General features: G+C 66.4%; 21 protein-coding genes. 2 read left to right on the forward strand and 19 right to left on the reverse strand.

The window, feature by feature from the left end:
- The first annotated feature begins 55 nt into the window (after positions 1-55).
- Entirely contained in the window at positions 56-1,201 is a 1,146-nt protein-coding gene (locus CQ042_RS11085; RefSeq protein WP_105670541.1) for an acyltransferase, read from the forward strand.
- On the opposite strand, the gene CQ042_RS11090 is transcribed toward CQ042_RS11085, so the two are convergent.
- Positions 1,198-2,790, reverse strand: a complete 1,593-nt coding sequence (locus CQ042_RS11090; protein WP_105670542.1) for a right-handed parallel beta-helix repeat-containing protein — start codon at positions 2,788-2,790, stop codon at positions 1,198-1,200. The two genes, CQ042_RS11085 and CQ042_RS11090, sit on opposite strands and share 4 nt — an antisense overlap.
- Positions 2,791-2,793: 3 nt before the next feature.
- Positions 2,794-3,270 carry a hypothetical protein gene (locus CQ042_RS11095; RefSeq protein ID WP_105670543.1) on the reverse strand — a complete coding sequence of 159 codons (477 nt, stop codon included), beginning with the start codon at positions 3,268-3,270 and terminating at the stop codon, positions 2,794-2,796.
- A 109-nt stretch (positions 3,271-3,379) separates the two neighbouring features.
- Between CQ042_RS11095 and CQ042_RS11100 the strand changes: the two genes are divergently transcribed.
- A complete protein-coding gene (locus CQ042_RS11100; RefSeq protein ID WP_105670544.1) occupies positions 3,380-3,805 on the forward strand; it encodes a DUF732 domain-containing protein in 426 nt (141 codons plus the stop codon).
- Here the strand turns inward: CQ042_RS11100 and CQ042_RS11105 are convergent.
- The 17 genes from CQ042_RS11105 to CQ042_RS11185 form a co-directional block, all read right to left on the reverse strand.
- Positions 3,802-4,458 (reverse strand): hypothetical protein, encoded by a 657-nt coding sequence (locus tag CQ042_RS11105; protein WP_105670545.1) that lies wholly within the window; start codon positions 4,456-4,458, stop codon positions 3,802-3,804. The genes CQ042_RS11100 and CQ042_RS11105 overlap by 4 nt on opposite strands.
- A complete protein-coding gene (locus CQ042_RS11110) occupies positions 4,455-5,525 on the reverse strand; it encodes a hypothetical protein (RefSeq protein WP_105670546.1) in 1,071 nt (356 codons plus the stop codon). The genes CQ042_RS11105 and CQ042_RS11110 overlap by 4 nt, the downstream gene beginning before the upstream one ends.
- Before the next feature lie 11 nt (positions 5,526-5,536).
- The gene (locus CQ042_RS11115) at positions 5,537-6,289 is read right to left on the reverse strand and encodes a hypothetical protein (protein ID WP_105670547.1); all 753 of its coding nucleotides are present in this window, start codon (positions 6,287-6,289) and stop codon (positions 5,537-5,539) included.
- A 24-nt stretch (positions 6,290-6,313) separates the two neighbouring features.
- Positions 6,314-8,290, reverse strand: a complete 1,977-nt coding sequence (locus CQ042_RS11120) for a phage tail tape measure protein (RefSeq protein ID WP_105670548.1) — start codon at positions 8,288-8,290, stop codon at positions 6,314-6,316.
- A gap of 13 nt (positions 8,291-8,303) precedes the next feature.
- Positions 8,304-8,723: a hypothetical protein gene (locus CQ042_RS11125; protein ID WP_105670549.1), complete on the reverse strand. Its 420-nt coding sequence runs from the start codon at positions 8,721-8,723 to the stop codon at positions 8,304-8,306.
- Positions 8,666-8,932: a hypothetical protein gene (locus tag CQ042_RS11130; protein WP_105670550.1), complete on the reverse strand. Its 267-nt coding sequence runs from the start codon at positions 8,930-8,932 to the stop codon at positions 8,666-8,668. Before CQ042_RS11130 ends, CQ042_RS11125 begins: the two co-directional genes overlap by 58 nt.
- Positions 8,933-9,015: 83 nt before the next feature.
- Positions 9,016-9,597, reverse strand: coding sequence for a hypothetical protein (locus CQ042_RS11135; protein WP_105670551.1), 582 nt, complete (start codon positions 9,595-9,597; stop codon positions 9,016-9,018).
- Between the two features lie 61 nt (positions 9,598-9,658).
- Positions 9,659-10,099, reverse strand: coding sequence for a hypothetical protein (locus CQ042_RS11140; RefSeq protein WP_105670552.1), 441 nt, complete (start codon positions 10,097-10,099; stop codon positions 9,659-9,661).
- On the reverse strand, positions 10,096-10,347 hold the full coding sequence (locus CQ042_RS11145; RefSeq protein WP_105670553.1) for a hypothetical protein: 252 nt from the start codon (positions 10,345-10,347) through the stop codon (positions 10,096-10,098). Before CQ042_RS11145 ends, CQ042_RS11140 begins: the two co-directional genes overlap by 4 nt.
- Entirely contained in the window at positions 10,347-10,688 is a 342-nt protein-coding gene (locus CQ042_RS11150) for a hypothetical protein (RefSeq protein ID WP_105670554.1), read from the reverse strand. The genes CQ042_RS11145 and CQ042_RS11150 overlap by 1 nt, the downstream gene beginning before the upstream one ends.
- Positions 10,685-11,227 (reverse strand): hypothetical protein, encoded by a 543-nt coding sequence (locus CQ042_RS11155; protein ID WP_105670555.1) that lies wholly within the window; start codon positions 11,225-11,227, stop codon positions 10,685-10,687. The genes CQ042_RS11150 and CQ042_RS11155 overlap by 4 nt, the downstream gene beginning before the upstream one ends.
- Before the next feature lie 14 nt (positions 11,228-11,241).
- Positions 11,242-11,592 carry a hypothetical protein gene (locus CQ042_RS11160; protein WP_105670556.1) on the reverse strand — a complete coding sequence of 117 codons (351 nt, stop codon included), beginning with the start codon at positions 11,590-11,592 and terminating at the stop codon, positions 11,242-11,244.
- Positions 11,593-11,651: 59 nt separating this feature from the next.
- Positions 11,652-12,908 carry a phage major capsid protein gene (locus CQ042_RS11165; RefSeq protein WP_105670557.1) on the reverse strand — a complete coding sequence of 419 codons (1,257 nt, stop codon included), beginning with the start codon at positions 12,906-12,908 and terminating at the stop codon, positions 11,652-11,654.
- 3 nt (positions 12,909-12,911) lie between these two features.
- Entirely contained in the window at positions 12,912-13,925 is a 1,014-nt protein-coding gene (locus CQ042_RS11170; protein WP_105670558.1) for a hypothetical protein, read from the reverse strand.
- An 8-nt stretch (positions 13,926-13,933) separates the two neighbouring features.
- Positions 13,934-15,946, reverse strand: coding sequence for a phage portal protein (locus CQ042_RS11175; protein WP_146115382.1), 2,013 nt, complete (start codon positions 15,944-15,946; stop codon positions 13,934-13,936).
- A 9-nt stretch (positions 15,947-15,955) separates the two neighbouring features.
- Positions 15,956-16,180 carry a hypothetical protein gene (locus CQ042_RS11180; RefSeq protein WP_105670560.1) on the reverse strand — a complete coding sequence of 75 codons (225 nt, stop codon included), beginning with the start codon at positions 16,178-16,180 and terminating at the stop codon, positions 15,956-15,958.
- A 14-nt stretch (positions 16,181-16,194) separates the two neighbouring features.
- The gene (locus CQ042_RS11185; RefSeq protein WP_105670561.1) at positions 16,195-17,658 is read right to left on the reverse strand and encodes a terminase large subunit domain-containing protein; all 1,464 of its coding nucleotides are present in this window, start codon (positions 17,656-17,658) and stop codon (positions 16,195-16,197) included.
- Between the last annotated feature and the right edge of the window lie 6 nt (positions 17,659-17,664).

Below are 17,664 nucleotides of genomic sequence, written 5' to 3' on the forward strand. Positions count from 1 at the left end.
TCGTGGGTTGGGGGTCAGGTGTTGGGGGGCATCTGTGAGCCGATAGAGTCTCGATGTGCAATCAGACGTCCGTTCGATCCGCGACGGCTTGAACGGAAAGCAGAACTCCTTCGGAGCGCTCCGCCTCGTTTTCGCCGCAGCCGTGATCGTGTCCCACGCGTTCCCGCTAAGCGGGCGCGGCGGTGACCCCTCTTGGGGTTGGTGGAACGGTCAGGTCCACATCGGGTTGCTCGCCGTATATGGGTTCCTTGGAATCAGCGGCTACGTGGTCACGAAGTCCGCAGCACGACTCCGCGCCGGCCGCTTCGCCTGGCACCGCGTCCTCCGCCTGTACCCGGCCTACTGGGTAGCCCTTGTCGTCTCGGCGTTCGTGATCTCGCCGATCGTCTGGGCATCCGCCGGTCGCGATCTCAGCGACTTCTGGACGGGCGAGAACGGGCCGCTCGGCTACGTGGTGAAGAACGCGACGCTCTGGATTCGTCAATGGGATATCCACGACCTCTTCGCCCCCGTGCCGCTCGGAGTATCCCCGAGCAACCCGAGCCTCGCCGGGGCTGTCAATGGCTCGCTGTGGTCCCTGTCATACGAGCTGCTCTGCTACGTGATGATCGGCGCACTGGCCGCTTTCGGCATCCTCAGCGGCGCCCGGTTCATGGTCGCCGTCGTGGCGGGAGTGTTCGGGATCCTGCAGATCGCCACGCTCATCACGTCCGGAGCCGCCGTCTCCGTCGTGCCGCTGTTCGACGACAAGATGGTCACCCTCGGATGGGTGTTCATGCTCGGAGCGACCGCGGCGGTATACAGCGAGCGCATCCCGCTCCGGCACACGTATGGAGTCGGCTCGAGCGTCGTCCTCATCATCACGCTGTGGTTCGGCGGGTTCCATCTCATCGGCATCCCCGCGTTCATCTACGCGACGATCTGGGTCGCTACCGCGCTCCCTCAGTGGTTCCACCGCGTCGGCGCGAAGAACGACTACTCATATGGTTTGTACCTCTACGGATGGCCCGTGCAGCAGGTGCTCGGCGCGGCCGGACTGCAGCACAAGCTCGCAATCTACATCGCCCTGTCTCTGGTCGGTGCGGCGATACTCGCGTGGTGCTCCTGGCACGGCGTCGAGAAGTGGGCGATGCGGCTGAAGGATCTGCCAGCGAAGCGGACCCGGAAGAAGTCTCCCGAGCCCGCCTCGATCTCCAGCTAGACAGTCGCTCCGGCAGCGTCCTTCCAGACGGTGCCGTTCCAGAAGATCGGCTTCCCGAGCGTGAGGTCGAAGTAGAACGCTCCGAAGTCACCACCCGAGGCCATAGTTGGTCGCGATGCCGTGTTGCCACCCTGAGGGATGATCGGTGCCGTCGACTGCACACCGCCCACCTGGATCTGCTTCCGGACTCCGCCACCATCGGCGAACCGAACCGGCATGTTCGATGCGATCTGCGCGTAGGTGTTGTCAGCGGAGGCCGTCACCGAGAGCGCAAGCCGTCCCTCGAACCCGCTGTTCGCCGCGAGATCGACGGTGAGTGCGCTCTTGTGGGAGATGGTCGTGCCCGTCAGGGATGTGAGGACGTTGGCCGCCGCGTTCACCGAATACGCCGTCGATGCCGAGACCGGGTTGTGGAGCACGTGGTTGCCGGTCGCGGTCGTGTTGACGAAGATCGCGGCGTTGGCTGCAGTCGACCGGATGCGGTTTCCGAGGATCGTATTCCCCTGCGATGCACCGTTGAGGCCGATCCCGAACGTCGGCTCAGTCGTCTCCACACGGTTCCCGATGATGAGACAGCGAGTGGCATCCGACAGGTGGATGTCGCCCGTCTTGTTGCCCTTGACCGTGTTGCCGGAGAACACGAGCTGATCGATCGCGTTCTCCGGGGTGACCGCGCCGACGACGCCGAAGTCGATGCCCTTGTTCCAGTTGCGGGTGACGACGCAATTGGAGACCACGCCACCGAAGTTGCCGCCGCCTCCGTACACGCCGGACTGCCCGTTGTCATCGAGCGTGACACCGTCGATGAGCCACTCGTTGCCGCCGACGATCAGGCCGTCGTAGTAGAGCGACGTGGGGTCCCAGATGCCACCCTTGTCGATGAACTCCTGCGTCTTGGACCACTCGGACGAGTAACGTCCGCCGCGGATTTTCACCCCGGCGGTGGTCGAGTTGAGGAACCCGCCTACGTAGCAGCGAAGCCCCTGACAGTCCACCAAGGTCACGTCGCGGCTGCTCCCGCTCACACCGAGTCCGACCCAACGGAAGTCATATGCAACGACCCGCTCGAGGACCGTTCCGACGCTGTTCTCCACGCTGACGCCGTTGTGCTGCTGAGCCTGCGTCAGGCTCTCCACACGGATGTCGTGCATCCACGCGTCGTCGCACTGGTTCAGGCGGATCGCGACGACGGATCCCTTGATTCCCACCTGCAGAGAGGCGAAGAGATACACTCCGCCGGACCACTCCCACCGGTCCTTGCCGGTGAGATTCAGGTTCGTGGTGAACAGGTACCGCCCATCCGCACGACCGAGGATCGTGTCGCCATCTTGCACAGCAGCGAGGAGCGCCTGCAGGGCGGTGGTGTCGTCGGCGATCCCATCGCCAACAGCGCCGAACTGCTCGGGTGTGAGCACCCGGGCGTACCGCGCGTCGAGTGCCGTCCGCGTCTCAGAAGTTCCCGCAGTGCCCACGTATCCGGCGACCGCAGCATCGGCAGGGACAGCACCCGCGCCGGGCAGTCCCTGCGGACCTTCGGGACCTTCGGGACCTTCGGGACCGCGGATGTTGAGCTTGTCTACCCAGACCATGTGTCACTCCCACTCATGCAGATGCCCGAAGGTCGGAGACTCCGGATCGGAATCGAGCCACCACGTACCCGGGATTGTCGGGATCGGTGGTGTCCATTCATTGGGCGGAACGTCGCCGATGTACGCCTGGTACGGATTGGAGGGCAACGCGAGGAGTTCGTCCAGCGTGCCTCCTGCGGGCGGCACGAAAAGCAGCCAAGGGAGCACGTCCTGGTATGAGAAGTTCCCCGCCGCATCCAGCCATTCGATGATGAGCCGGTACAAGACGTTCGGCCTCGTCCACGACGACGGAGCAAGGTTCGCACTGCACGATTCGTTGTCCGCAGCGATCACCACCGAGATTGACTGCGTCGGAAACAGGTACGAGTTACCCCCGCCGGTGAGCGTCGACACCGTGGTCGGCTGAAACCGCAACCGCGGGAAGTAGCCAGTCATCTTCGCCATCGCGTAGGTGTTCAGCTTGAACGTGACCAGAGCCATTCCGGACCCCTTCCATGCGATCGAATGATCGCGGTAGACTCCGGGCACTAAGAAGGCCCCCATCAGCGGTAACTGATGAGGGCCAGACGCCGATCATTGGAGGATCGACATGCCCAAGGTAACAGCCGCCATTCTGGCGGCACTAGTAGCGGTAGCTCTGACAGGATGCGCCGGAACGACACCAGGGTCGGGAGACGAGCGCGCAGCACCTGCGGCGACCGAATCTGCCTCGCCGGTGGAAAGCGCCGCGCCGCTCAGCGCCGAGACTGCGCCCCCTGAGATCAGCGATCCGGACACGGCGTTCCTCGCGTACGTCCGGAAGACCCTACTCCCGGAGACGCAGATCCCGAGGGCCACCGATAAGCAGCTGATCGATGCCGGCCACGAAGCCTGCCGTCAACTCGAATCAGGCGTCGCACTGGAAGATGTTCGAGTCGTGGAAGGCGAGACGGCCCACCCATCCACCGGCGGCTACTACGACACCAGCGCGATTATGGGCGGGGCGATCCTCTCGTACTGCCCGGCCTTCGCCTAGATCAACCGCTTCCACTCGCCCGAGTCGTAGACGATCGCGTTCAGGAAGCCGCCTGGCACAGACGCGACCGACTTCGTCGCCATGCCTGCGCCGTAGATGTGCCCCGACGTCAGCCGCAGCGAGGTACCTCCGAGCTGCATCTTCACCTCGGAATCGCTCACCTGAACGACTCCGTTCCCGAGGTACACCTGGATCGTGGAACCGTTCGTGAAGACCTGAGCGCCATTGGGGAAGGTGACTGCCCCTCCGGCGATGCTCGGATCGAATGTCATGCCGCCGACCTTGATCCGACCGAGCGAGGAGACGATGAGGTCCGAGAGCAGGTTGAGGTCACCCGTGATGTCGACGTCGCCCGCGATCGAGCCGTCGCCGTTCAGATGCCAGGGTCCGACCTGCGTCCACTCACCGGTCGAGTGAGTGTCTCCCGAGATCGTCACGGGACCGATGATGTCAGCCTGCCCCTGTATCTGGAGGAAACCCACGATCTCGACGCGGCCACCGGAGTCTATGCGCAGCAGCCCACCGATGAAGCGCATCCGCCCTTCGGTGATCGACATCGACTGTTGAGGCGTCCCAGTTTCCAGCTCCCGCACGCGTTGCCTCAGGCCGCTGAGCTCGGCCTTGATGTCGTTGAGGTCATCGATCGCGGTCATATCGCCTGCACTCCGATCGTCTCCCCGACCCCACCCGACAGGCCGATCACTCGGAGAGCGCGGGGTCCGTCGTCAAGGAACGTGTCACCGGACACCAGCAGCGTCAGCCGCGAGCCGACGCGCAGATTCGGGAACGCCAGTCCCGCGGGGATGTCCCTCACGGACATCTGCACTGTGGGTTTCTCCACGGACCGCAGCTCGCCTAGCGCTCGGGCGTCCAGTTGAGTCGCGACGCCGATGGACTTGTACGACCGGGTGGCGTCGAGCCACACGGGGAACGTCCCGAGACCGCCAGCGAATCCGAGCTTCATGTCCTGCTCGGATCCTTTGCCGAGCGCGACGATTCCCGTCAGCGTCTTCGTCGCGTCGGTGCGCTGCGCGACGCCCATCATCGCGGCATCCTCAGCACCGACTACCCACTCGACAGCGGGACCTGTGAGCGTCGGCGACCCGATCTCGGCGACCCATTCGAGTCGGCCTGTGGTCGGGGACCATCGTGGCCGGAAGTAAATGTCAGGCCCGCCATCGGCCTTCTCGATCTCCGATAGCAGATCCTCGGCGGTGGCGAACTCGTAGAACGGCCACCGCCGCGACTCGCTGCCCGCCTCGTCAGCCGGGAGCGCCACGGGGAAGTCAAAACCGGCGCCGATCCCCGACGTGTACCGCGCGATCACCGCACGAGCGAGCCCTCGCAGCGACTTCCCCGCAACGGCGAATGCTCCCGAAGGCGTGTAGGTCGCACCGGATGTCACGAGTCGGCGCGAGAACACCGACCGGAACTCCGCATGGCTAACAATAAGCATCCCGCTGGAGGCGTTGTATTCATGGCCCATGATGATTCCCGCGTGCTGCGGGACGTCATCCCAACAGGACACGAGTGTCCGCGACCATGGCGCCATCAGGCTTCGCCACGTCGCGGCGCTCAGCGATCCGTCGCGGGTCTGGAAGGGGTGGCTGCCGGCGCCGATGTTCCCGTTCAGTCCAGTGGCCCACTGGCCGCCGGAAGGGAACACGGGGAGGATCCGCTCCCCGGTCAGAGTGTTGCAGATCACGTGCGACCAGGCCACGGCGTCTCCTCTCAGATGAACGTGTCGATCACCTCGGCGGTAAGGACACCGGTCCCGGATGCGGGGACGAGCGTCTGCGTCACGGGCTGCCCGCCCGGGATGCTCCACGTGTCGGCACGTGCGACAGCGCCGAGCTGCTGCACGCCGCCGCGCGTCATCCACCCGGTGCGCATGTCGATCTGCGCGGTCGACCCCGCCGGGAGGGTCTGCGTGACGACGTACTGCTTCCCGCCCGGGCCGAGGATCGTGTACCCGGCCATCGTCGTGGTCGCCCTCACGGTGAGGACGGGGAACGCTGCGACATTGCCGTAGTGGACGGCCTGTCCACCGGCGGGGATGTAGTTCGTTTCGCCGTACGCGCGCGGGTCCGCGGCCCACACGGACATCGTGAATCGGGCGGTGATCGCGTCGACCTCAACGATGTCCGGGGAGATCGCCAACCCGACGTCACGGAACGTCGTGCCGTCGTGGTCGACGACGGACATCCGGTGTGCGAGCCCGTCGCCGAGGATCCCCGACAGCACCTTCATCTCGTGGGCCAGGTCGAACCGGTCGTGGACGATCAGCGACCCCGACACCGGAATGACCTTCTGCGGGAGCTGGCCGGGCAGGTTGAACGCCCCGAACCCGTTCGGCTTCGCGATCTCCTCGCGCCGCCACGTCCCCCCGCCCAACCACCCCTTGATCCCGTCCGGGTCGAGGAACAGACCCTTCTTCACCACGCTGCGCGCGTAGTCACCATGGAAGGTCCGGCCAGCGATCATCGCGCCTCGAATACCGCGCACAGGTCACCCCCGAAGCTGCTTGTTGATCTCTTGCGCGGCGATGAGACCGATCGTGGTCTCATCCATCCGCGGTGCAGGATTCACGACCACCAGCGGCCCCTGAGTCCCGCCACCGGCCCCACCAGCGATCCCGTCCTCGAGCGCCCGGTTCAGCAGCCCTGTGTCCACGACAGACTCCGGGCGGCCCGCCTCAGCGAGCACCGCGAGCGTGCCGCCGCGCCGCGGGAGCACGGTCGCTCCGTCGGCGAGATGCGGGATCTTCCCGACCTCGAAGGAGATCGTTCCGCCGGTCACGTCGGAGACGAAGTTGCCGACCTCGTTGAGACTGCCGAGGAAGCCGTTGATGAGGTCGATGACGCCGTTCAGCACGCCCATGAAGATGTCGCCGAGGCCGTTCCAGATGCCCTCGAAAATCGAGAGGATCCCGCCCCATGCCTTCTCCCAGTCGCCGGTGAAGACGCCGGTAAGGAACTCGATGACGCCCGCGAGGACATCGACGAGCATATTCACCACGGGGATGAGGATGGTGCTCAACATGTTGACGACGCCCTCGAAGATGGGCATCAGTGCGGTGATGACGGCGCCGAGGATCGGGAAGATCGCTTCGATCAGCATCATCAGCGGTGGCAGCAGTGGGGTGACCGCGAGCAGCACCTGGCCGATGAGATCGGCGAGCATCGTGATGATCGGCAGCAGCGGCGGCAGGATCGTCGCGAGCAGTTCGGAGAACACGCCCACGACGGTCTGCAGCACGGGCAGCATGGCCGACATCACCGACTGCAGCGCCGGACCGAGTACGCCCATGATCTGCGGGAGCAGCGGCTGGATCGCCTGGAAGATCACACTCAGCGGTGACAGGTAGCCGAGCAACTCAGCGAAGGCGGAGAAGTCGGCGCCGTCGAGGAGCGAGTTCACCCAAGACAGGCCATCGCCGAGCGCACCGAAGATCGCGGAGCCGATGGGCTCGAGCGCTTCGAGTGCCTTGTTCTTCAGCATCTGCCACTGCTCGGCGGCATCCGCCGTCTCGCCGGCGACGCCGAGGATCGTGTCCCCTGTCGCGCCTACGGCGGCCTGCATGTCTTCGAGGTTCACGACGCCGGACTGCAGCGCTCCGATGAACTGGGATGCGCCGCGGGTGCCGAACACCTGCGAGGCGAGGTCGAGCGCGGCGGCCGTGTTGCCCTGATCGACGAACGACTGGATCTCACCGGTGACACGCTCGAACGCGGCCTGCGGCTCCTCGCCGTCCTTCGCCAGAGTGACGAGCCCCTTCGACAGAGACGCGAGCACCTGCTGGCTGTTCAGACCCGCCTTGTCGAGCGAGCCCATCAGCGCGACGGAGTCCTCGAACGTGAAGCCGAGGTTCTGCAGCGCGGGCGCCGCGGACTGCACGCCGGAGGCGAGTTCGTTCATGCCGACACCGGTGGCCTGCGACACCTGGAACAGAGTGTCCATCGCGCCGGACACTGCGTCGCCCTCGACCTTGAAAGCGTTGAACGCGGCCGTCGTGCCTGCGATGTCGACGTCCTGCTCGAGGATGCGTCCGGCTTCGAGGTACTGAGCTGCGACCGTCGTGAGGGTTTCGCCGCTCAGACCGAGTCGGGTGTTGAGATCGGCAACCGTGCCGCCGATCTGATCGAACGATGCGGGCACGGAGGTGCCAACGTTCTTCGCGACCTGCACGAGCCCGTCGAGAGCCTCGCCCTGCGCACCTGTCCCGGCGCGGATCGTGTCGGTGACGTCGTCGAAGACGGCGCCGACCTCGTAGAGCCCCTTGAACGCTCCGACGACAGCGGTGCCGATCGCGGCGACGCCGATCGCGCCCTTGACCTGAGCCGACCAGGCAGATCCCGCCTTCTTGCCGGAGTCCGCACCGGCCTGCTCGGCCGGTGCGAACTCCTTGGTCAGCTGCTCGGTGATGCCCTCGACCGTCGGGACCAGACGGACCCATGCGGTTGCGAGCTCGACACCTTCAGGCATCCGACACCCCCGATCACTTCTTGCTGGCGGACTCCCACCAGGCGTCGAACTTCGACAGCGGGATCGGCTCGCGACCGAACTTCTGCTGCTTGCGCTTCTCCCACCAGCGCTGAAGGCGCTTCGGTCGGGATCCCTTGCCCTTGCGGAGGATGAACGCGATGCCGTTGAGCATGTCGACGATGACCGCGAGCACCTGCTCGGACCAGGACGGCACCTCACCACCGTGCATCACGGCAGCGAACGCGTTACCGGGTGTCTTCTGCCAGCGGCGCACGAGCACGAACAGATCACGCCAGGAGAGCGCCGCCGTCGACAGCTCGGCGAGACGACGGCCGATGACGAGCAGCTCGAACTCGATGGCCTCCTGATGCTCGTCTACGAGGTCGAGGAGGCCGAAGATTCCCCCGGCTCGATCGACGACCCTTCGCGCCACGCACGCACGACCACGTTGAACTCGGAGCGGTCGAGCTTGTCGACATGCTCGAGGTCGGCGGGCGACATGATCTCTTCGAGGATCGTGAACACCTGATCTGCCTGGTCGAGGCGTCGCGCCTTGCGGATCACTCCGACCGGGACGTTCTCGAAGCGCGGGAGCACGAGCTCGTGACCGTCGGGCAACGTGTGGTGAAACTTCTCCATCATGGGAACCTGCTCTCTGGGAACCGAGGGGGTTGGGCGGCGCGACCGAATGGGTTCCCGTCACTCGGCCGCGCCGGTATTTCAGCTCAGGCCGAGACGACGCCGTCGTCGAGGTAGATGTAGATCGACTTGCCCGCGGTGTCCGGGTAGGTCGTCAGGGTCACCGGGAGAGTGATCGCAGCGGACGCGAGCAGAGCGATCTCGCCGCGCTCGGTGACCTGGCCGTGCGGCACGAAGACCACGGCGCGGCGGTCGCCGTCCTTGATCTTGAAGTACCAGGCCTTCGTCGGGCGGGCCTCGCCAGCGATGGCTGCACGCGTTAGCGTGCCCTTCGTCGCGGTCGCGGCCGTCACCTCGACGTTGTCGTCGCCCATGTAGTTCTTCAGCGAGAACTCGTCGAGCGCGAGATGCGCCCACGCGAGGGTCGCGTCGAACTCGGTCAGCACCTTGCGGATGACCTTGAGCGACCAGTCCCGGATCGACTCGGTCGACTCGGTCGGCGTGATTGTCACGCCGTCCTCGCCGACGTAGCCGGAGTCGTCGAGACCGGTGTAGACGAAGTCGTCGATCGTCTCGGGGATGACGTCGGTCTCGGGGCCGGTGAGGATTGCACCGGTGACCTGCTGATCTGGGGCGCCGACGAAGACGTCCTTGGAGTTGACTCCCATTGCTGTGCCCCTTTCAGGCATGACGAAACGCCGCCCGGTCGGGCGGTGCGGGTTGAGGAACCTAGGCCGTCTTCCTGCGGAGGTCGACGGAGATCATGGCGGTGAAACGGAAGTGGCTCGGCACCTGCGGGTGCGGCAGATTCCCCGGAAGGGAGGTTGCTCGAGCGCGGTAGACGATCTCGGTGCCGAGCATGCCCGAACGGCCTGCGGCTTCGATGATCGCGACCATCAGCGCGCACAGATCGCGTGCACGCTGCTCCTGCTCCGCATACCCCTCGACCACCAAGGTCGGCGAGTCAGTAACGAGGTCGCGAGGCGGGCCACCGGTGGAGAACAGTCGACCGAACTCGGGCGGCTTCGGATTCTTCTTCGGCAGTTTCGTGCCGAGGGTGCCCTTCGCCTTCGTGACGTTCGGGAACCCGTGGTCGGGCAGGTGCAGGGACACGTGGTCGAGGCTGGCTACCTCGACGTCGGCGGGGATGAGGAGCTCGATGGTGCTCACCTCCCGGCGTCGATAGCGCGTGTGAGGGTCCGGTCTTCGGCCTCGGCGCGCATGGCGTCGAAGGTCTCAGTGCGGACGAACACGACCGTGCGGTCGCGGTTGCGCGTGGTGGTCGCTTCGACGCCCTCGCCGGCTGCGGCCGCCATGCGCTCGCCTCGCTTCGTGAGGTCGTCGGTGACCACCTGCGAGGTGAGTAATTGCTGCACGCCGGCGCGGTTCAGCTTGATCCGCACGCTCTTGATCGGCATCAGCCCTCCCACATCTTCAGCAGCAGGATTGTGTGCGACGTCGTCGCGCTCGGTCCCGGCTGTCGGCGGACAGCGCCGTCGATCTGGAACTGATCACCGAACACGGTGATGCGGTCGTGGCGTTCGACGTCGGCGCCGTACGGTCCGCGCGCGGTCCACTGGATGAGTGCGCCGTCGCGGTTCTGCTCGTCAGCGAGCGTGTTCCCCGCATCGAGCGCCCATCCCGGGAGGTCGACCGGCTCGACGCCGGTGAAGTCCGCTTCGGTGCCGCCGCGGTTGTCGTCGACCATCGCGGGCCGCTCGCGGGCGATGGTGTGCCGCGCGACTGCGCCGGTGATCATGCCATCCACCCGATCTTGTATGCGTCGAGCTGCGCCATCTCGTGCGGGAACAGCACTGATCCCCCGGCGACGTTCGACGTGATCTGTGAGTGCGTGACGCCGACGCCGCCCGCCTGCTCACGGACGAAGCCGAGGGGCGATCCGAGGGCGCGCGCGGCAATCTGCAGAGTCAGGGACACGATGTCGGCGGGGACGACCTCATAACCGGCGGTGAACTTGATGATGGCTGCCGTGGACCGGATGTTCACCCACCCCGTGGCGGGGTCAAAGTCGATCGCGGCCGGGTCGGTGACCGCGATGCCGTTGATCGATACCTCCTCCAGCGACGCGATCTGCATCGCCGGCAGCCAGACCTCTTCACGGAATCGCGTCCGCGCGCGGTAGACGAGACCGGCCTCGCGCTTCGCGACGTGCCACCGGCAATAGCCGCGGATGAGTGCGCTGGCGGCTTTCAGCTCGTCGTCGAGGAAGGGGGTTGAGGCGGGGATGGCACCCTGCGAACGCTGGGCCATCTGCTCCTTGGTCGCGAACGGATCCATCCCCGGCCCCTTCCCTACTCGGCTGCAGCGCTGTCGGCTGCGGCCTTCTTGGTGGACTTCGTCACGCGCTTCGTCTGCGCGCGCTTGGGTGCCTGCTTCGGCTCCGGGATCTCCGGTGCCGTGACGGGCTTCGTCTGCACGTCGGACAGCCACGACACGCTCGTCACGACCGGCTCGTCGCTGCCGCCGAAGGCGACGACGGCTTCGGCCGGGTAGGTGATCTCGGTCGTGCCGGGTGCGACGTACTTGACCGCATCCGTGCTGCGGTTGTCGGCGACGAGCTTCGTCGTCACCGGGCCACCGTCGAACTCGACCGCGCCCGTGCTGACCGGCGTGGTGACCTCGTCTTCGATCTTGATGCTCATGGGATCTTCTCCTCAGATCGGGGAGCGCCCGGCCGTGCTTGGCCGGGCGCTCCCGTGGGTCACGCGCCCTGGAGGTTCGTGACCTGGCCGAAGGCGCCGGGGCGGTAGACGGCCAGCGCGAGACGCTCTTCCGCGCGAAGAGCCGTGAGGTTCTTCTGGAAGTAGTCGGCGTGGCTGTTGCTCGCCTCGACGGTGATGCCGCCCTTGCGGAACACCTGGCCGCCCTGAGCGAACGCGCCCACGAGGGCCGTGTTCTCCGCGATGGCGGGGGTGCTGACGACGCGCTTGCCCCACAGCGAGGGGGTGGCCTCCTGCACGAAGGGACCGGCTGCGTAGTACGCACCCATCTCGTTCTTCGACAGGACGATGCCCTCCCAGCCGAGCGGGTCGATGACGACCGCGTCGGGCTCGAGGAACTGCGTCGTGCGGATGCGGGTGATCTGGCGATAGATGGCATCCATCGCGTTGTCGTCCGCCGCCGACGGCGCGGTGCCGCGGACCACGGCGGGTGCGAGGCCCGGGCGGTTCAGCAGGCCGACGAGGTTGGCGCCGGTGCCGTCACCGTTGAGCAGCTGCGCCTCTTCGGCGAGCTTCACGAACAGCGTGAGGCGGGCGTCGATGTAGGAGAGGGCCTGCGCCCAGTCCTCGAGCATCTCGTCCGAGATCGGCAGGAACGTGGCGATCTTGTGGAGCACCTCGTCGACCTTCGTGAAGGCCAGCGCCGACTCGGGCTTGACGCCGCCCTCGAGCACCGCTGCGGCGCCGTTGGTCACGACGGACTCGACCAGGTACCGGATGAGCGGTGAGGTCGTGTTGCCCGAGGGGAACAGGTCGGCGATCGTCAGCTGACGGAACCGCTGCTCGACGATGCCGCTCTGCACGGCGGCCTGGTTGCTGACCTGGTAGCCGCCGCCGGGTGCGCCGACGGTGCCTTCCAGCAGCGGTGCCTTCAGCTCGACGTCTCCCGACGCCCAGTTGCTGCCCTTCAGCCCGCGCTCGATGAGCGACTTGTACGCCGCGGACTCGACGAACTGCTGGCCGAACGACTTCGCGACCGCCTCGGACCGCTCGTCGGCTGCCGCGTTGTCGAGGCTTCCGCCGCCTGCGGAGGCGGCGAACTGCTTGCGCTTCGCCTCGATCTCCTCGAGGTTCTGCACCTCCTCGGTCGCCGTCTTGATGTCGGCCTCGAGCGGGTCGAGCGCCGCCTTCTGCTCGGCGAACGACTTGTACAGGCCGCCGTGGTTCTCGGCCACGGCGAGGGCCTTCTGCGAGAGCTCGCGGACCTTGTCCTGAGCCTCCTTCAGCTTCGTGCTCATTTCTTACTCCTCAGATGATGGGACTGCGATGGCAAGCGAGGCCCGGATTCGGGCCGCGCGGACCTGGAGTTCTGCAGCCGCTTCATCGCCGGAGGGGGTCGACCGGACGCCGGCGACGGGGGCGGCTGCGCCGGTCGCGGGGGTCTCGTCGTCGCCGTCGGGGGACTCTGCGGACTCTGATCTCTCAGGGTCGGGAGTGAGCACTTCTGTCACTCCCACGGTCGAACGATCACCCTCGAGGGTGATGGTCAGGCCGTCGTCGGTGTAGCTCTGGCGGTAGAGCTCGGTCTCGTAGGTGTCGGGGTCTTCGACCTCGAACACCAGGGTGCCGCCGCCGTCGGCATCCGGGATCGTGCCGCGCAGCCACACCCACATGCCGGGGTTGGCGTCGCGAACCGCCTCGCGGGCGCGCTCCTGCACGGCCTCGAGCGACCCGGCGAGCGTCTTCAGCGTGGGCCGATTCTGCAGGGCCTTCTCGGCCGGGAGTGTCCCGCCGAGGGCGAGGGCTGCGTCGAGGATCGCCTGGATGAGCTCGGAGTCCGCGGTGCTGTTGCGCGCCCCGACCTTCTGGGTCGCGGACTTCGACGACAGCACGACGGCCTCACGGTTCGAGGGGATCGCCACGAAGGCGCCGTTGAGAAGCTCGCGCTTCGCTCCGGCACTCTTGGCGCTCTTGATCGACATGAACGCGACCGAGGTGGTGCGGATGTGCCCCTCGTTGACGAGGGTCCGCACCTCCTGTGCGCGCGGCAGGGAGCTGTATGTCCCCGCGACGATCAGGTTCCCGGTCTCCTCGTCGATGCGCGGCACGCCAGATCCGACCGTCGTCGCCACGGACATGCCGTGGTCGGAGTCGAACGTGATGTGCTCGGGGAGCGGCATCACCCACTCGTCGGCCTTGAGCGTGTCGCCGTCGCGGTCGAGTGTCGGCGCCGAGAGGATCACCTCGAAGGTGCCCGGGAAGTCGTCGGCCGATCCTGTGGACGCGATGGCCGCGTCCTTCCGGATGATGTTCATTGCGTCTCCTACTCCACGGTGATCGTCAGACCGCACATGCAGCCGGCGACTTCATCGGCGCCACCGGCGGGGTCGCCGGGTGCGTTCATGCCGTTCGAGAACAGCTCGTCGATGCCGACCGTCTCGCCGTCCATCTGCGCGTGAGAGGACCGCGGGTTCGAGCTGCTCGCGTTCCACGTCTTCACGACACGGACTTCACGCTCGACAGCGACTTGCTGGCCGGCCACGAGGGTCGCGAAACCGACGACGGTGGCCATCCGGGAGACGGCGACTTCGTCGGCACGGTTGGCGAGGGTGCCCTCGTCGAACAGCCTTCCGACTGCGTCCTCGAGGGAGTCTTCGTCTTCCATGTCCGCGATCGCCGCGTCGATCCGATCGGACGTGGTCCGGTTGATCTTCCGGGCCGAGTCCTTCGCATCCGTGGCGATCCATGCCTCGACGGTTGCCGGGTCGTATGTGCCGCCGAGATCCGACGCAGCCTTCGCGCCGACCGCCGAGGCGGTGGCGGTGGAAAGCGTCGTGAGTAGCTCGGTGAGCGGTTCGTCCCAGTCGGTGGCGTTGAACACGCCGGATGCCTTCGACGCGGCCGCGGCGATCACCGCGTCACGCTGCTCTGTGAAGAACTCGCCGAGGGCTTTCCGGTGCTCTTCGGTGAGAGCATCCCGGGTGTCTTCGGCGTTCGCCTTCACACGCGAGATCCGGCCCATGATGGATCGGAACGTCGTCGAGCGGCGGCGCACAGTGGGCACCGATCGCTCCTCGACGGGCTGAGCCATCAGCGTTCCGTCGGTCGCAACCTGCTGCGGCCTCGGTGCGGTGCTCCCGAGCGGGAGTAGCGCGGCGTTCGCGTACAGGACTTCGGACTCGGGGCCGGCAGGCGGAAGGTTGAACAGCGGCCGCGCCTCGGACGGGCGCATAACTCCCCGCTCGATCAGCGCCGCCACCGCGGTCGCGCGCGTCTCGAAGTCGCCGCGCAGCACGTCGTCCATGTTGAACTTCGTGAACACGTCGGCCTTGTAGAAGTCCGGGACAAGCTGATGATCGACGACGGACTCGAACATCTCGAACCGCGGCGCCATGGTGTCGCGGTACATCGACCGCAACTGCTCGGTGATGTTCGAGAAGGTGGCCTGGTCGAGGATGTGCACCACGGGCGGCGGGACGTCGTACGCCCCGCAGACCTCTTCACGGTTCAGCTTCCGCGACTCGATGTACTGCATCTCCTCGGCGGAGAGCTGCACGACGGTCGCTTCCATGGCCTCTTCGAGCACCAGGGGCCGACCGGCGTTGTCGCTGCCGCTGTACTGCGCGTCGATCTGCGACGACAACCGGTTGATCGCGGCATCGGACAGGGTCTTCGGGTGCTTCACGACGAGCGACGGCCGAGCGCCCCGGTTCCACCAGGATGCCGTGGCACGCCGGGATGCGTCCTCGTTGAGCAACGTCATCCGCAGGCCCTCGAGGTTCGAGAGGCCGCGCCGCAGGTTCTCCGGGTTGTAGTTCTTGAAGACGACGACGTCGTCCTCGGGCCACTCGATGTCGGCGCGCCCACGATAGGAGAAGACGACGTCGCCGTCGTCGTTCCGCTTGACGACGACGTTCGTCGGGTGGATCGGGTGCAGCTCGCGGACGCGGCCGTCGAGGTCGCGCAGCTTCAGCCAGAACGCCTCACCGTAGATGTCGTACGTCGAGGAGGTCCACTGCCACAGCTCGAATCCGGAGAGGCGATCGTTGGGGCGGGCCATGAGCTCGGCAAGGTTGCCGCTCTCGTCCTTCTCGCCACCGGAGCCGTCGCGCTTCTTGATCTCGAAGCGGTTCCGCGCCGTCGCCATGGCGAGCTTGCGGACGACGACGCCGACCCACAGCTGCCGGGTGTAGATCTCGCCGTACGCCGACCACGACCCGACGAGCGGGACGTGGCTGTTCCCGCCGTAGACGCCGTGCGCATAGGTGGACGTGCTGTCTGCGTAGTCGACGGACTGCGGAGTGACGCCGACCATCGATCCGTTTGAGAGGAGCAACTCGACCTCCTAGACGGTCAATGTCTGCATGTACTTCACAGCAGGGCGGGGAAGCCACACGTGCCCGTCGACGCCGAGGCGGTCGCCGTTGGCGGCCAGGCTGACGACGTCGGCGAGCACGAGATGGCTTTCGTCGGCGTCGATGAGGACGCCCTCGAAGGTCTCCTCGGTGTTCAGCGTGACGATGTAGCGGGTGCGGATCATCGATCGGATGAGTCGATCGGGTCGGGCCATGATGTTCGCCTCTCTTAGACAGTGGCGAGCCCGCGCTCCTCGTAGATGGACGTGCCATCCTCGGGCGGGTTCTTGAGCAGCCAGTAGGCGCCCGCGACCCCGGAGATCGGGGACGCGTCGCCAGGTGAGCCGATGCGATCGACGACGTAACCGTCACCGAGGCGCTTCATAACCGCCGTGCCGGCGGCCACGTCGAGCACGGGCTGCGCGCGGTGGAACACCTTCCCGAGGTTCACGCCATCGAGTAGCATGCCCGTTGCGCGGCCCAGGTCAGCACCGCCCCATTCGACGATCTCGAAGTCGGTCGCTTCGAACTCGGAGAACAGCGACGAGACCGGCGCGCCTCGTGTCTGGAACGTGATCGCCGCCGGCGTGAAACGCCGCTCGGGATCCGTCAACCACGGGACGACCCAGTCGGTGCCGGGCCTTGAGCGCATGATTCCGACGTGCGCGTTCCCATCCTCGCGAACGGAGGCGAACGCGATGTGTGCCCAGGTGCGATCGGCGGAGACCTCGATGCAGAGGTACACCGGTGCGCCCTCGCGCCGCTTCGACAGACGGTCGAATCCCTCGAGCCATTTCCCCGGCTGGAACGGTCCGCCCGTCGACGAGTCGACAAAGACGTTCCCGACCTCGGAGGCGAACACCGGCGCCGGGTCGGATGCCCAGTACGCGAAGAGGTTCTCCTGCGGGAGGTTGTAGTTCATCGACGGGTTCGAGTACGCCCACGCCTCGGGACCGTCGAGCGGCATCCCCGGAGGCGGCGACCACCAGAACAGGCCGATCGTCGTCTCGTCGTCGCCTGCCTCGATGGCGTCGATCGCCATCTTGTGGAGGTGGCGCTGGACGATGGCGTCCATGTCGCCGGTGTTCGCCGCGGCGATGAGCTGCGAGCGTCGGCGCGCGGCGGTGGTCTTCGACAGTGCGGACCAGGCCTTGAACGTCTTGTGCTTCAGGATCTCGTCGACGAAGACGAGATCGAACGTGAGGCCGCGGCCGCCGTTCTCGGCCGAGTCGACCCAGTAGCGCTGTCCGCCGGTGAGCTCGAACCAGAGTTCGCCGTTGATCGCGTTCGTCTTGCCGCGTTCCTTCGCGAGGCGCGGGATTGCGTCGATGATCTTCTGCGCATGCTCGTATGTCTTCTTGGCCGTGGCGAGCTTCTGCGCGACGCCGATCACCTGCGCGTCGCCGTCGACGTACATCCGGAACAGGATCAGCAGCGCGACGATGAACGTCTTGCCGTTCTGTCGCGCGACCCAGAGCAGGACGGTCTTGAAGCGGTACGAGCCGTCTTCGTTCAGCTCGAGCGCGTGGATCAGGAACCACCGCTGCCAGGGGTTCAGCTTGGGGGCGAGCTCGGCGTGGCGGCTGTCTACGAGCTGCAGGTGCAGCCACATCGCGAAGTGGATCGCCGCGTACCCGGCCGACGTCTTCGGAGTGAGTCGACGCCGAGGCGGGGTGAAGACTCGCGGCACCATGTGCCC

The organism is Microbacterium sp. MYb62, from assembly GCF_002979475.1.
Taxonomy (GTDB): Bacteria; Actinomycetota; Actinomycetes; order Actinomycetales; family Microbacteriaceae; genus Microbacterium.

Bases quoted from the DNA above. Each gene is read 5' to 3' on its own strand.
- CQ042_RS11170 (WP_105670558.1), bottom strand. From the start codon at position 13,925: ATGAACATCATCCGGAAGGACGCGGCCATCGCGTCCACAGGATCGGCC.
- CQ042_RS11145 (WP_105670553.1), bottom strand. From the start codon at position 10,347: ATGCCGATCAAGAGCGTGCGGATCAAGCTGAACCGCGCCGGCGTGCAG.
- CQ042_RS11100 (WP_105670544.1), top strand. From the start codon at position 3,380: ATGCCCAAGGTAACAGCCGCCATTCTGGCGGCACTAGTAGCGGTAGCT.
- CQ042_RS11095 (WP_105670543.1), bottom strand. From the start codon at position 3,270: ATGGCTCTGGTCACGTTCAAGCTGAACACCTACGCGATGGCGAAGATG.
- CQ042_RS11105 (WP_105670545.1), bottom strand. From the start codon at position 4,458: ATGACCGCGATCGATGACCTCAACGACATCAAGGCCGAGCTCAGCGGC.
- CQ042_RS11155 (WP_105670555.1), bottom strand. From the start codon at position 11,227: ATGGATCCGTTCGCGACCAAGGAGCAGATGGCCCAGCGTTCGCAGGGT.
- CQ042_RS11130 (WP_105670550.1), bottom strand. From the start codon at position 8,932: ATGATGGAGAAGTTTCACCACACGTTGCCCGACGGTCACGAGCTCGTG.
- CQ042_RS11115 (WP_105670547.1), bottom strand. From the start codon at position 6,289: ATGATCGCTGGCCGGACCTTCCATGGTGACTACGCGCGCAGCGTGGTG.
- CQ042_RS11150 (WP_105670554.1), bottom strand. From the start codon at position 10,688: ATGATCACCGGCGCAGTCGCGCGGCACACCATCGCCCGCGAGCGGCCC.
- CQ042_RS11090 (WP_105670542.1), bottom strand. From the start codon at position 2,790: ATGGTCTGGGTAGACAAGCTCAACATCCGCGGTCCCGAAGGTCCCGAA.
- CQ042_RS11135 (WP_105670551.1), bottom strand. From the start codon at position 9,597: ATGGGAGTCAACTCCAAGGACGTCTTCGTCGGCGCCCCAGATCAGCAG.
- CQ042_RS11160 (WP_105670556.1), bottom strand. From the start codon at position 11,592: ATGAGCATCAAGATCGAAGACGAGGTCACCACGCCGGTCAGCACGGGC.
- CQ042_RS11180 (WP_105670560.1), bottom strand. From the start codon at position 16,180: ATGGCCCGACCCGATCGACTCATCCGATCGATGATCCGCACCCGCTAC.
- CQ042_RS11165 (WP_105670557.1), bottom strand. From the start codon at position 12,908: ATGAGCACGAAGCTGAAGGAGGCTCAGGACAAGGTCCGCGAGCTCTCG.
- CQ042_RS11120 (WP_105670548.1), bottom strand. From the start codon at position 8,290: ATGCCTGAAGGTGTCGAGCTCGCAACCGCATGGGTCCGTCTGGTCCCG.
- CQ042_RS11185 (WP_105670561.1), bottom strand. From the start codon at position 17,658: ATGGTGCCGCGAGTCTTCACCCCGCCTCGGCGTCGACTCACTCCGAAG.